The following is a 13,316-nucleotide window of genomic DNA, read 5'->3' on the forward strand; positions in this document are numbered from 1 at the left end:
GTGGACTTTAGCACTGAAGGCCACTGCAATGAGCGTGTTGGCACTTTTCGACCGCCCAAAACAAAACCCCATCTGCTTTCGCAAATGGGGTTCTGGAATTTAATCTTGACGATGACCTACTCTCACATGGGGAAACCCCACACTACCATCGGCGATGCATCGTTTCACTACTGAGTTCGGGATGGGATCAGGTGGTTCCAATGCTCTATGGTCGTCAAGAAATTCGGGTACTGAATCGTGGCCAGATGGCCTCGCTTCAGCAAATTGGGTATGGGATAGAAGTCGGTGTTTTGTGAGCCTCGAACTTTCGGTTCATTGCGTCTTCACACACCGCAATCTGTTGCTTCTGCTTTTTTAAAGTCAGGAGTAGTCAAATTGCTTGGGTGTTATATGGTCAAGCCTCACGGGCAATTAGTATTGGTTAGCTCAACGCCTCACAGCGCTTACACACCCAACCTATCAACGTCGTAGTCTTCGACGGCCCTTCAGGGGACTCAAGGTCCCAGTGAGATCTCATCTTGAGGCTAGTTTCCCGCTTAGATGCTTTCAGCGGTTATCTATTCCGAACATAGCTACCCGGCAATGCCACTGGCGTGACAACCGGAACACCAGAGGTTCGTCCACTCCGGTCCTCTCGTACTAGGAGCAGCCCCTCTCAAATCTCAAACGTCCACGGCAGATAGGGACCGAACTGTCTCACGACGTTCTAAACCCAGCTCGCGTACCACTTTAAATGGCGAACAGCCATACCCTTGGGACCGGCTTCAGCCCCAGGATGTGATGAGCCGACATCGAGGTGCCAAACACCGCCGTCGATATGAACTCTTGGGCGGTATCAGCCTGTTATCCCCGGAGTACCTTTTATCCGTTGAGCGATGGCCCTTCCATACAGAACCACCGGATCACTAAGACCTACTTTCGTACCTGCTCGACGTGTCTGTCTCGCAGTCAAGCGCGCTTTTGCCTTTATACTCTACGACCGATTTCCGACCGGTCTGAGCGCACCTTCGTACTCCTCCGTTACTCTTTAGGAGGAGACCGCCCCAGTCAAACTACCCACCATACACTGTCCTCGATCCGGATAACGGACCTGAGTTAGAACCTCAAAGTTGCCAGGGTGGTATTTCAAGGTTGGCTCCACGCGAACTGGCGTCCACGCTTCAAAGCCTCCCACCTATCCTACACAAGCAAATTCAAAGTCCAGTGCAAAGCTATAGTAAAGGTTCACGGGGTCTTTCCGTCTAGCCGCGGATACACTGCATCTTCACAGCGATTTCAATTTCACTGAGTCTCGGGTGGAGACAGCGCCGCCATCGTTACGCCATTCGTGCAGGTCGGAACTTACCCGACAAGGAATTTCGCTACCTTAGGACCGTTATAGTTACGGCCGCCGTTTACCGGGGCTTCGATCAAGAGCTTCGCGTTAGCTAACCCCATCAATTAACCTTCCGGCACCGGGCAGGCGTCACACCCTATACGTCCACTTTCGTGTTTGCAGAGTGCTGTGTTTTTAATAAACAGTCGCAGCGGCCTGGTATCTTCGACCGGCATGAGCTTACGGAGCAAGTCCTTCACCCTCACCGGCGCACCTTCTCCCGAAGTTACGGTGCCATTTTGCCTAGTTCCTTCACCCGAGTTCTCTCAAGCGCCTTGGTATTCTCTACCCAACCACCTGTGTCGGTTTGGGGTACGGTTCCTGGTTACCTGAAGCTTAGAAGCTTTTCTTGGAAGCATGGCATCAACCACTTCGTCGTCTAAAAGACAACTCGTCATCAGCTCTCGGCCTTAGAATCCCGGATTTACCTAAGATTCCAGCCTACCACCTTAAACTTGGACAACCAACGCCAAGCTGGCCTAGCCTTCTCCGTCCCTCCATCGCAATAACCAGAAGTACAGGAATATTAACCTGTTTTCCATCGACTACGCTTTTCAGCCTCGCCTTAGGGACCGACTAACCCTGCGTCGATTAACGTTGCGCAGGAAACCTTGGTCTTTCGGCGTGGGTGTTTTTCACACCCATTGTCGTTACTCATGTCAGCATTCGCACTTCTGATACCTCCAGCAAGCTTCTCAACTCACCTTCACAGGCTTACAGAACGCTCCTCTACCGCATCACTTACGTGATACCCGTAGCTTCGGTGTATGGTTTGAGCCCCGTTACATCTTCCGCGCAGGCCGACTCGACTAGTGAGCTATTACGCTTTCTTTAAAGGGTGGCTGCTTCTAAGCCAACCTCCTAGCTGTCTAAGCCTTCCCACATCGTTTCCCACTTAACCATAACTTTGGGACCTTAGCTGACGGTCTGGGTTGTTTCCCTTTTCACGACGGACGTTAGCACCCGCCGTGTGTCTCCCATGCTCGGCACTTGTAGGTATTCGGAGTTTGCATCGGTTTGGTAAGTCGGGATGACCCCCTAGCCGAAACAGTGCTCTACCCCCTACAGTGATACATGAGGCGCTACCTAAATAGCTTTCGAGGAGAACCAGCTATCTCCGAGCTTGATTAGCCTTTCACTCCGATCCACAGGTCATCCGCTAACTTTTCAACGGTAGTCGGTTCGGTCCTCCAGTTAGTGTTACCCAACCTTCAACCTGCCCATGGATAGATCGCCCGGTTTCGGGTCTATTCCCAGCGACTAGACGCCCTATTAAGACTCGCTTTCGCTACGCCTCCCCTATTCGGTTAAGCTCGCCACTGAAAATAAGTCGCTGACCCATTATACAAAAGGTACGCAGTCACCCAACAAAGTGGGCTCCCACTGCTTGTACGCATACGGTTTCAGGATCTATTTCACTCCCCTCTCCGGGGTTCTTTTCGCCTTTCCCTCACGGTACTAGTTCACTATCGGTCAGTCAGTAGTATTTAGCCTTGGAGGATGGTCCCCCCATATTCAGACAAAGTTTCTCGTGCTCCGTCCTACTCGATTTCATGACTAAGAGATTTTCGCGTACAGGGCTATCACCCACTATGGCCGCACTTTCCAGAGCGTTCCGCTAATCTCAAAGCCACTTAAGGGCTAGTCCCCGTTCGCTCGCCACTACTAAGGGAATCTCGGTTGATTTCTTTTCCTCAGGGTACTTAGATGTTTCAGTTCCCCTGGTTCGCTCCATACACCTATGTATTCAGTGTAAGGTAACCATCTTATGATGGCTGGGTTCCCCCATTCAGACATCTCCGGATCAAAGTCTGTTTGCCGACTCCCCGAAGCTTTTCGCAGGCTACCACGTCTTTCATCGCCTCTGACTGCCAAGGCATCCACCGTATGCGCTTCTTCACTTGACCATATAACCCCAAGCAATCTGGTTATACTGTGAAGACAACATTCGCCGAAAATTCGATCATACTCAATTAAGAGCGACTCACAAATTTTACCTTAGCCTGAGCCGTTACCAGTGAAAGTAACGTTCAGTCTATCTTTCTATCACATACCCAAATTTTTAAAGAACGAACTAGTCAAAGACTAGAAATCAACATTCATCATCACAACGATGGAATGCTCATTTCTAAGCTTTCTACAAACAGAAGCAGTAGTGGTGGAGCCAAACGGGATCGAACCGTTGACCTCCTGCGTGCAAGGCAGGCGCTCTCCCAGCTGAGCTATGGCCCCGTATTTCTACAGGCGTTTCCCACACAAAATTGGTGGGTCTGGGCAGATTCGAACTGCCGACCTCACCCTTATCAGGGGTGCGCTCTAACCAACTGAGCTACAGACCCAATTTCGGGCTGCTTCTTTTCGTCTTCTTCAATGAATCAAGCAATTCGTGTGGGAACTTATGGAGCAGCTGATGTCGTCGATTAAGGAGGTGATCCAGCCGCAGGTTCCCCTACGGCTACCTTGTTACGACTTCACCCCAGTCATGAATCACACCGTGGTAACCGTCCTCCCGAAGGTTAGACTAGCTACTTCTGGTGCAACCCACTCCCATGGTGTGACGGGCGGTGTGTACAAGGCCCGGGAACGTATTCACCGCGACATTCTGATTCGCGATTACTAGCGATTCCGACTTCACGCAGTCGAGTTGCAGACTGCGATCCGGACTACGATCGGTTTTCTGGGATTAGCTCCACCTCGCGGCTTGGCAACCCTCTGTACCGACCATTGTAGCACGTGTGTAGCCCAGGCCGTAAGGGCCATGATGACTTGACGTCATCCCCACCTTCCTCCGGTTTGTCACCGGCAGTCTCCTTAGAGTGCCCACCATTACGTGCTGGTAACTAAGGACAAGGGTTGCGCTCGTTACGGGACTTAACCCAACATCTCACGACACGAGCTGACGACAGCCATGCAGCACCTGTCTCAATGTTCCCGAAGGCACCAATCCATCTCTGGAAAGTTCATTGGATGTCAAGGCCTGGTAAGGTTCTTCGCGTTGCTTCGAATTAAACCACATGCTCCACCGCTTGTGCGGGCCCCCGTCAATTCATTTGAGTTTTAACCTTGCGGCCGTACTCCCCAGGCGGTCAACTTAATGCGTTAGCTGCGCCACTAAGAGCTCAAGGCTCCCAACGGCTAGTTGACATCGTTTACGGCGTGGACTACCAGGGTATCTAATCCTGTTTGCTCCCCACGCTTTCGCACCTCAGTGTCAGTGTTGGTCCAGGTGGTCGCCTTCGCCACTGGTGTTCCTTCCTATATCTACGCATTTCACCGCTACACAGGAAATTCCACCACCCTCTACCACACTCTAGTCAGTCAGTTTTGAATGCAGTTCCCAGGTTGAGCCCGGGGATTTCACATCCAACTTAACAAACCACCTACGCGCGCTTTACGCCCAGTAATTCCGATTAACGCTTGCACCCTCTGTATTACCGCGGCTGCTGGCACAGAGTTAGCCGGTGCTTATTCTGTCGGTAACGTCAAAACAATCACGTATTAGGTAACTGCCCTTCCTCCCAACTTAAAGTGCTTTACAATCCGAAGACCTTCTTCACACACGCGGCATGGCTGGATCAGGCTTTCGCCCATTGTCCAATATTCCCCACTGCTGCCTCCCGTAGGAGTCTGGACCGTGTCTCAGTTCCAGTGTGACTGATCATCCTCTCAGACCAGTTACGGATCGTCGCCTTGGTGAGCCATTACCTCACCAACTAGCTAATCCGACCTAGGCTCATCTGATAGCGCAAGGCCCGAAGGTCCCCTGCTTTCTCCCGTAGGACGTATGCGGTATTAGCGTCCGTTTCCGAACGTTATCCCCCACTACCAGGCAGATTCCTAGGCATTACTCACCCGTCCGCCGCTCTCAAGAGAAGCAAGCTTCTCTCTACCGCTCGACTTGCATGTGTTAGGCCTGCCGCCAGCGTTCAATCTGAGCCATGATCAAACTCTTCAGTTCAAACATCTTTGGGTTTTTAAGAAACCCTAAACTTGGCTCAGCAATCGTTGGTTACATCTTTGATTTCTCGCGGAGTAACTTGTGATGCTGATAATCTTGTTGACTATCAGTCTGACTCCACAAGCACCCACACGAATTGCTTGATTCAGTTGTTAAAGAGCGGTTGGTTAAGAGCTATTCGTCTCAACCGAGGCGCGCATTCTACAGCAGCCTCATTTGCTGTCAAGTGGTTATTTTCAGAAGCTTTCGAAGATTTCTTCAACAACTTCAACCACTTGCGCTTGCGATCTCTCGTAAGCGGGAGGCGAATTCTACAGCGTTACACGCTGCTGTCAACACCTCTTTTTCAACTTCTTTTTGGCTTCGATGGACTGAAGCAACTTGCTGCCGAAAACTACTTAACTCATTGTTTACAAATAAGTTTTCCGTTTCGACTGCGCCGGAAGTGGGGCGAATTATAGGCGCACAGAATCTGCCGTCAAGGGTTAATTACGCTTTTGTTGCTGGCGATGCTTTTTTAGTAATAAGACGCGGGATCCGACGCATCACTGGAGGTAAGCGCAGCAACAGAAGCAGTGCACCTATGGAAGCATAGATAGCCCACTCCTTAAGATCAGCCCGCACTATCCACAGCATGTGCAGCAAACCGAGCCCTAGAATCACGTACACCAAGCGATGCAATTTCTTCCAGCGACTGCCCAGCCAGCGCTGACTGTAACGATTGGAGGTCAGAGCCAAAACCAGTAGAGACAAAAACCCCAAGGCGCCGACAATTATGTACGGACGCTTACGCAACTCCACGCCCAGTTGCGACCAGTCAAGCCCGAGGACAAATACGCAATAAGCCGCCAGGTGCAGCACCACATAGGCAAAGCACCACAAACCCAGCTGCCGGCGCACTGCGATCCACCCCGCCCAACCGCTCAGCTTCTGCAACGGCGTCATCGCGAGCGTGATCAACAACAGGATCAAGGTGCCCAGACCCAGGCGATCCACCAGCACCTTGCCCGGGTCGGGCCCCAGGGCAAAACTCCAGGCTTCATAGAGCCAGAACAACGGCCAGACAGCGGCGGCTATAAAGACGCCGATGCGCCAGATCGGATAGCGCATCAGTAGTTCTTCTTCAGGTCGAGACCTGTATAGAGAGCAGCGACCTCATCCGCGTAGCCATTGAACATCTGCGTCTCACGCACGTTCGGGCTGAAAAGGCCGCTCGGTAGACGACGCTCCCGTGCCTGGGTCCAGCGCGGATGGTCAACCGTAGGGTTCACATTCGCATAAAACCCATACTCATCGGCTGCAATACTCTGCCAGGTCGTTTTAGGCTGCTCGCTGACAAGACTGATCCGCACAATCGACTTCACACTCTTGAAGCCATACTTCCAGGGCACGACCAAACGCAGGGGCGCCCCGTTCTGGTTAGGCAACTCCCGCCCGTACATGCCCACGGCAAGGATCGCCAATGGATTCATCGCCTCGTCCAGACGCAGCCCTTCTATATAAGGCCAGTCGATCAAGCCGAAACTGGAGCGCTGCCCCGGCATGCTCTTTGGATCCTGTAGGGTTTCGAAGCGGATGAATTTCGCCTTTGAAGTAGGCTCAACCTGCTTGAGCAAGGCGGAAACAGGAAAGCCGACCCACGGAATCACCATCGACCACGCTTCGACGCAACGCAGCCGGTAGACGCGCTCTTCCAATTCGTAAGGTTTCATGAAGTCTTCCAAGGCGTAGCGACCCGGCTTCGCAACTTCACCATCAATCACAACACTCCAGGGCTCAGTCTTGAGCGAACCCGCATTTGCCGCCGGATCGCCCTTGTCTGTGCCGAACTCGTAGAAGTTGTTGTAGTGGGTTGCATCCTTGAACGGCGTGATGGCCTCGCCCTTGACCGTCACAGCCTGCCACTTGGTGCCTGGAAGCTTTTGCGTAAACCAGTCAGGCGCCCTGCCCGGCTCGACATCGGCATAACGTGCCGCCTCTTCGGCACTGGCCCAACGTGGCAAGCTGCTCGCGGCAATACCGGCAAGCGCACCACCGAGCAAGCTGCGGCGAGAGAGGTAGAACGATTCAGGCGTGACATCCGATTCGTGGCAATCGGACGCTTTGGGGATCTTGATTAACATGGCAACTCCGCAGCATTGGAGGACAGGTGCACCAATAGACTGCGGAGTATGGGGGAAATTACATTAAGGCAATGTTTTGTCCCGGCGAAGATGCAGCAGGTACTGCACCGGCCCGGAAGCGGCGTAGACCAGGAAAGCTAACAATAGAATTCTCGGCGGGTCGCTGAACACCACCGCAAACACCAGCACCACCACAAGAATAGCCACGAAAGGCACACGCCCCTTGAGGTCGAACTCCTTGAAGCTGTTGTACTTGATGTTGCTGACCATCAGCATGCCGGCTGCCGCGACCATCAAGGCGACCAGGAACGACATCTTCGAACCCTGGATGCCGTAGTCACTGAACGCCCAGACGATACCCGCCACCACACCCGCCGCCGCTGGGCTGGCCAGGCCAATGAAGTACCGCTTGTCGGCAGTACCGACCTGAGTGTTGAAGCGCGCCAGACGCAACGCCGCGCCCGCCACATAGATAAAGGCCACCATCCAGCCGACCTTACCCATGTCACCCAGCGCCCAGGCAAACGCCAGCAGCGCCGGGGCGACACCAAAGGCAACCATGTCCGACAACGAGTCGTACTCGGCACCGAAGGCGCTTTGAGTATTGGTCATGCGCGCGACACGACCATCCAGGCCATCAAGCACCATGGCGACGAAGATGGCGATGGCAGCAAAACCGAAGTACTTGCTGGCACTTACGGCATCACCCGCCGCCAATGCGCTCTGGGCACTCATCGAGTTGATGATGGAATAGAAGCCGGCAAACAGGTTCGCCGTGGTGAACAGGTTGGGCAGCAGATAGATGCCACGATGCCGGACTTTGCGGCCTTCCGCGTCATGCCCTTCTTCGACATGTTCATCGATCGGCAGCAGGCTTTCGGCGTCAGAAGCCTGGCTTGGCTCTTCGGGACGTTCGCTCATGGACTTTACCTTGCAACGGTGTGAAAAAAATTCGACAGATACTTGCGGCGAGTGTTCGCCCGCAAACGATGCAGCTTTATACCAGAACCCGCTTACCCAAACGAAAAAACGCGGCCGAAGCCGCGTTTTCCCTTGATACGTGCGACTTAGTTCTTGGCTTTGTCGACGATCTTGTTGGCACCGATCCACGGCATCATGGAACGCAGTTGCTCGCCGATGATTTCGATACCGTGGGCGGCGTTGTTACGACGCTTGGCGGTCATCGAAGGGTAGCCGGTAGCGCCTTCGCTGATGAACATCTTGGCGTATTCGCCGTCCTGAATACGTTTCAGGGCGTTGCGCATCGCCTGACGGGACTCGGCGTTGATCACTTCCGGGCCGGTCACGTACTCGCCGTATTCGGCGTTGTTGGAGATCGAGTAGTTCATGTTGGCGATACCGCCTTCGTACATGAGGTCAACGATCAGCTTCAGTTCGTGCAGGCATTCGAAGTAGGCCATTTCCGGCGCGTAGCCAGCTTCAACCAGGGTTTCGAAACCGGCTTTCACCAGTTCAACGGTACCACCGCACAGTACGGCTTGTTCGCCGAACAGGTCGGTTTCAGTCTCGTCCTTGAAGGTGGTTTCGATGATGCCAGTACGACCACCGCCGACACCGGCAGCGTAGGACAGTGCAACGTTCTTGGCGTTGCCCGAAGCGTCCTGGTAGATCGCGATCAGGTCAGGGATACCGCCACCCTTGACGAACTCGGAACGTACGGTGTGGCCCGGAGCCTTCGGCGCGATCATGATCACGTCGAGGTCAGCGCGCGGCACAACCTGGTTGTAGTGGATCGCGAAACCGTGGGAGAAGGCCAGGGTGGCGCCCTTCTTGATGTTCGGCTCGATTTCGTTCTTGTACAGCGCGGATTGGAATTCGTCCGGGGTCAGGATCATGACCAGGTCGGCGGCCGCCACAGCGGAAGCCACGTCGGTCACTTTCAGGCCATGGGCTTCAGCCTTGGCAACGGTCGCCGAGCCTTTGCGCAGGCCAACGGTGACGTCAACGCCGGAATCTTTCAGGTTGCACGCTTGAGCGTGGCCCTGGGAGCCATAACCGATGATGGCGACTTTCTTGCCCTGGATGATCGACAGGTCACAATCTTTATCGTAATAAACTTTCATGAGGTTCCTCTATATATCCAGGCCGTAAGGCCATTCGCTAATTGGGTTAGATGCTGAGTACTTTGTCGCCACGGGCAATCCCGGTGACACCACTGCGTACGGTTTCCAGAATCGAGGCCGTCCCGATCGACTGGATGAAGCTGTCCAGCTTGTCGCTCGTACCGGTCAGTTGAACGGTATAAACGCTGGCGCTCACATCGACGATCTGCCCGCGATAAATATCGGTAGTGCGCTTGATCTCGGCACGCTGGGCACCTGTGGCCTTGACCTTGACCAGCATCAGCTCACGCTCGATGTGGGCACTTTCCGACAGGTCGACCAGCTTGACCACTTCGATCAGCTTGTTGAGGTTCTTGGTGATCTGCTCGATCACCTCATCGTGGCCCACGGTGGTCAACGTCAGGCGCGACAAGGTCGGGTCTTCGGTCGGGGCCACGGTCAGGCTTTCGATGTTGTAGTTGCGTTGCGAAAACAGGCCGACAACACGAGACAGAGCGCCGGGTTCGTTCTCCAGAAGCAGGGAGATAATGTGCCGCATGATTAAGTACGCTCCGTCTTGTTCAGCCACATGTCGCGCATAGAGCCGTCTTTGATCTGCATCGGGTAGACGTGCTCGCTGGTATCCACCTGAATATCGATGAACACCAGGCGGTCCTTCATGGCGAACGCCTCTTCCATCTTCGGCTTCAGATCTTTCAGATCGGTGATGCGCATGCCGACGTGGCCATAGGCTTCAACCAATTTGACGAAATCCGGCAACGATTCCATGTAGGAATGGGAGTGACGGCTACCGTAGCTCATGTCCTGCCACTGGCGAACCATGCCCAGCACGCCATTGTTCAGGCAGACGATCTTCACCGGAAGGCCGTACTGCAGGCACGTTGACAGTTCCTGGATGTTCATCTGGATGCTGCCTTCACCGGTGACACAGGCAACGTCGGCATCCGGAAAGCTCAGCTTCACGCCCATGGCCGCCGGAAAACCAAAGCCCATCGTGCCCAGGCCACCGGAGTTGATCCAGCGGTTAGGCTTGTCGAATTTGTAGTACTGCGCGGCGAACATCTGGTGCTGGCCCACGTCGGAGGTCACAAAGGCGTCGCCCTTGGTCACTTCGCAGAGGGTTTCGATCACGGTTTGTGGCTTGATGATGCTGCCGTCGCCCTTGTCGTACGGGAACAGGCCGCGGTCACCGCGCCATTCGTCGATCTGCTTCCACCAGCTGGCAACGGATTCCTTGTTCGGCGTTTCGCCGATGTCCTTGAGCGCGGCGACCATTTCAGTCAGCACGCTTTCCACCGGGCCTACGATTGGCACGTCGGCCTTGATGGTCTTGGAAATGGACGCCGGGTCGATGTCGATATGGATGATCTTGGCATTCGGGCAGAACTTGCTCGCGCCGTTGATCACGCGGTCATCGAACCGTGCGCCGACCGCCAGAATCACATCGGCGTGGTGCATGGCGAGGTTGGCGGTATAGCTGCCGTGCATACCGAGCATGCCGACGAATTGACGGTCCGAACCTGGGAATGCGCCAAGACCCATCAAGGTATTGGTGACCGGCAGGTTGAGCAGCTTGGCCAATTCTGTGAGCGGTGCGGAGCCGCCCCCCAGAATCACGCCGCCGCCGGAGTACAGCACCGGGCGCTTGGCCGCGAGAAGCATTTCCGCCGCCTTGCGGATTTGCCCCGAGTGCCCACGCACGGCCGGGCTGTAGGAGCGCAGCTTGGCTTTCTTCGGGAAAATGTATTCGAATTTCTCGGCCGGGTTGGTCATGTCCTTGGGAATATCCACCACGACAGGGCCCGGGCGACCGGATTGTGCGAGGTAGAACGCCTTTTTCATGATTTCCGGAATTTCCGACGCGTGCTTGATCATGAAGCTGTGTTTCACGATCGGGCGGGAGATACCGATCATGTCGGTTTCCTGGAACGCGTCGGTACCGACCATGGTGCTGGCGACCTGGCCGGAAATGATCACCATGGGAATGGAGTCCATATAAGCAGTCGCGATGCCAGTGATGGCATTGGTTGCGCCTGGGCCGGACGTTACCAGTACCACGCCGGCTTTACCGGTGGCACGGGCATAACCGTCAGCCATATGGGTTGCGGCCTGTTCGTGGCGAACCAGGATGTGGGTAACAGCCGGTTCCTTGAACAGCGCGTCGTAGACATGCAGCAGAGCACCACCTGGGTACCCGTAGATATAGTCGACGCCTTCGTCACGCAAAAAGCGGACGAGCATCTCACCGCCAGATAAAAGCTCCACGTTGTTCACCTCTAAAACGCCAGAATACCGTCCGTTAAAAACCGACGGGTCTTAATAGGTTTACTTCTCAACAGAGCATGAGCGACGGTGGTCGCCGACTACGTCAGCACTGACTGAGCAAGTATTGGGATCGTCCCAAGTGTTGCGGGCTTTTCCCACCCAGCGCGAGGTAACGCGTTGCGGGTGTTACAGGTCGGCGCGGGTGTGCGCCTCATGATCTGCCGAGCGGGCCTGCTTCTGGCAGTCCCGATACAGCGGACTTTGGATTCTTCTGTTTCAGGCCCTTCAAGTCAAGCAATAATTGCGCTTTTTTCCAACTAAGCGCATGAGAACGCAGGAGAAAGGCCTGTGAGGAGGGATAAAACTCGCCTGAATGTCGTCAAGCGGTAGAAATATGCGCAAGACTGCCGGAAAAACCGACAGTCAGGCAATTAACCAGCGTCAGCGATCAGTTGGTCGAACTTTTTCAGCGCATTACGCAAGCCAAGGCTCTCTCGCGGACGGTCGGCATAGACCATCTCGGCCATTTCCAGAATTCCAGAAGCGTTGGGCAGAGGCAGGTCCTGTTCGAGGATCTGCTTCATGCGTACCAGGAATATCCATTGCAGCCATTGGTGAAAATCCAATGTGTCGACCGAAAAAGGCTCGACGCTGCTGAGCGCTTCGGCGCTGGGGGGCACTTCATCCCACCAGCCCTGCACGCGCAATTCTCGCTCGATCAATAACAACTGCTCGGCAATCGCCGGGAACCGCCCATCCATCAGAGGCTGACCTTGGCTTTTGCCCGAGCCTGGGCAGCGCCGGCAGCGTCGCCTTGGGCGGCACGCGCGTCACCGATCAACCCCCACAGGCTGGCTTGCAGGTCGGGGCGACCGTTGGCCAGGGTCAAACCACGGCGAGCGAACTGCTCGGCTTGCGGCGCATCACCCTGGGCCAGGCGTACCTGGGCCAGGCGATACAACACTTGTGGTTCGCGAGGAGCAACGCGTTGAGCACGCTCGAGGCTCGACGAAGCGCCATTGAGATCACCGCCGGCCTGCTGTTGCTGGGCGGTGGTAAGCAGCGCCAGTACCGGGCCATCCAGTTGTTCGTCAGCCGACAGGCCGCCGGCGCTGGACGACGAAGGAATACCGCTCGGCGTCGATGGCATGGTGTAAGTGCCCTGGTTGACCGGCGCCGTCTGGATCGGCGTGGAATCGATCGGCGCCGAAGTGCCTGGGCCTGGTGTCCAGGGTTCGGCGCTGATCGGGGCTGCGGTTGCAGCGCCACTGCCAGGCACCATCACCACCACGCCCGAATCCTGTGGCATTGCCTGAGGCTTGGCCTGTGCCGGGCGGTTGGTCACGGTTTGACGAAACCCGCCATTGGCCGAAATCCGGTCGTTATTGGAGACGTTAGTACTCGAATCCACCACCGGAATCGAGCCGCGTTGCACGCTGGAGCAACCGCCGAGCAAAGCCAGAACGGTAATCGCTGGAATCCACAACTTGTTCACTTGAAACCCTCTTTGC

8 protein-coding genes, 2 tRNA genes and 3 rRNA genes are annotated in these 13,316 nt (G+C 55.0%); all 13 read right to left on the bottom strand.

The genetic code is table 11. The annotated features are described in order from the left end of the window. Positions 1–103 precede the first annotated feature (103 nt). A 5S ribosomal RNA gene (gene rrf, locus C4J91_RS23060) occupies positions 104–219 on the bottom strand. A 171-nt stretch (positions 220–390) separates the two neighbouring features. Beyond that, positions 391–3,282 (bottom strand): 23S ribosomal RNA (locus tag C4J91_RS23065). Positions 3,283–3,531: 249 nt separating this feature from the next. Then, positions 3,532–3,607: transfer RNA gene (locus C4J91_RS23070), tRNA-Ala, on the bottom strand. Positions 3,608–3,637: 30 nt separating this feature from the next. Beyond that, positions 3,638–3,714: transfer RNA gene (locus tag C4J91_RS23075), tRNA-Ile, on the bottom strand. Positions 3,715–3,796: 82 nt separating this feature from the next. Next, a 16S ribosomal RNA gene (locus tag C4J91_RS23080) occupies positions 3,797–5,333 on the bottom strand. The 16S, 23S and 5S rRNA genes sit together here with 2 tRNA genes alongside, the layout of an rRNA operon. A 489-nt stretch (positions 5,334–5,822) precedes the next feature. After that, positions 5,823–6,443, bottom strand: a complete 621-nt coding sequence (gene msrQ, locus C4J91_RS23090; RefSeq protein WP_124364407.1) for a protein-methionine-sulfoxide reductase heme-binding subunit MsrQ — start codon at positions 6,441–6,443, stop codon at positions 5,823–5,825. Beyond that, positions 6,443–7,456 carry a protein-methionine-sulfoxide reductase catalytic subunit MsrP gene (gene msrP, locus C4J91_RS23095; RefSeq protein ID WP_124364408.1) on the bottom strand — a complete coding sequence of 338 codons (1,014 nt, stop codon included), beginning with the start codon at positions 7,454–7,456 and terminating at the stop codon, positions 6,443–6,445. Before msrP ends, msrQ begins: the two co-directional genes overlap by 1 nt. Before the next feature lie 63 nt (positions 7,457–7,519). Further along, a complete protein-coding gene (pssA, locus tag C4J91_RS23100) occupies positions 7,520–8,377 on the bottom strand; it encodes a CDP-diacylglycerol--serine O-phosphatidyltransferase (protein WP_124364409.1) in 858 nt (285 codons plus the stop codon). A gap of 146 nt (positions 8,378–8,523) precedes the next feature. Further along, positions 8,524–9,540: a ketol-acid reductoisomerase gene (ilvC, locus tag C4J91_RS23105; protein WP_003212125.1), complete on the bottom strand. Its 1,017-nt coding sequence runs from the start codon at positions 9,538–9,540 to the stop codon at positions 8,524–8,526. A 46-nt stretch (positions 9,541–9,586) separates the two neighbouring features. Further along, positions 9,587–10,078, bottom strand: coding sequence for an acetolactate synthase small subunit (gene ilvN, locus C4J91_RS23110; RefSeq protein ID WP_003176102.1), 492 nt, complete (start codon positions 10,076–10,078; stop codon positions 9,587–9,589). A 2-nt stretch (positions 10,079–10,080) separates the two neighbouring features. Continuing rightward, on the bottom strand, positions 10,081–11,805 hold the full coding sequence (locus C4J91_RS23115; RefSeq protein ID WP_124364410.1) for an acetolactate synthase 3 large subunit: 1,725 nt from the start codon (positions 11,803–11,805) through the stop codon (positions 10,081–10,083). A 431-nt stretch (positions 11,806–12,236) separates the two neighbouring features. Further along, the gene (locus C4J91_RS23120; protein WP_124364411.1) at positions 12,237–12,566 is read right to left on the bottom strand and encodes a YqcC family protein; all 330 of its coding nucleotides are present in this window, start codon (positions 12,564–12,566) and stop codon (positions 12,237–12,239) included. Further along, positions 12,566–13,300 carry a M48 family metallopeptidase gene (locus tag C4J91_RS23125; RefSeq protein WP_124364412.1) on the bottom strand — a complete coding sequence of 245 codons (735 nt, stop codon included), beginning with the start codon at positions 13,298–13,300 and terminating at the stop codon, positions 12,566–12,568. The genes C4J91_RS23120 and C4J91_RS23125 overlap by 1 nt, the downstream gene beginning before the upstream one ends. Between the last annotated feature and the right edge of the window lie 16 nt (positions 13,301–13,316).

It is taken from the genome of Pseudomonas sp. R3-52-08, assembly GCF_003851745.1.
Lineage (GTDB): Bacteria > Pseudomonadota > Gammaproteobacteria > Pseudomonadales > Pseudomonadaceae > Aquipseudomonas.

Excerpts from the sequence above, each read along its gene's own strand:
- C4J91_RS23120 (WP_124364411.1), bottom strand. The coding sequence starts at position 12,566 with ATGGATGGGCGGTTCCCGGCGATTGCCGAGCAGTTGTTATTGATCGAG.
- ilvN (WP_003176102.1), bottom strand. The coding sequence starts at position 10,078 with ATGCGGCACATTATCTCCCTGCTTCTGGAGAACGAACCCGGCGCTCTG.
- msrQ (WP_124364407.1), bottom strand. The coding sequence starts at position 6,443 with ATGCGCTATCCGATCTGGCGCATCGGCGTCTTTATAGCCGCCGCTGTC.
- msrP (WP_124364408.1), bottom strand. The coding sequence starts at position 7,456 with ATGTTAATCAAGATCCCCAAAGCGTCCGATTGCCACGAATCGGATGTC.
- pssA (WP_124364409.1), bottom strand. The coding sequence starts at position 8,377 with ATGAGCGAACGTCCCGAAGAGCCAAGCCAGGCTTCTGACGCCGAAAGC.
- ilvC (WP_003212125.1), bottom strand. The coding sequence starts at position 9,540 with ATGAAAGTTTATTACGATAAAGATTGTGACCTGTCGATCATCCAGGGC.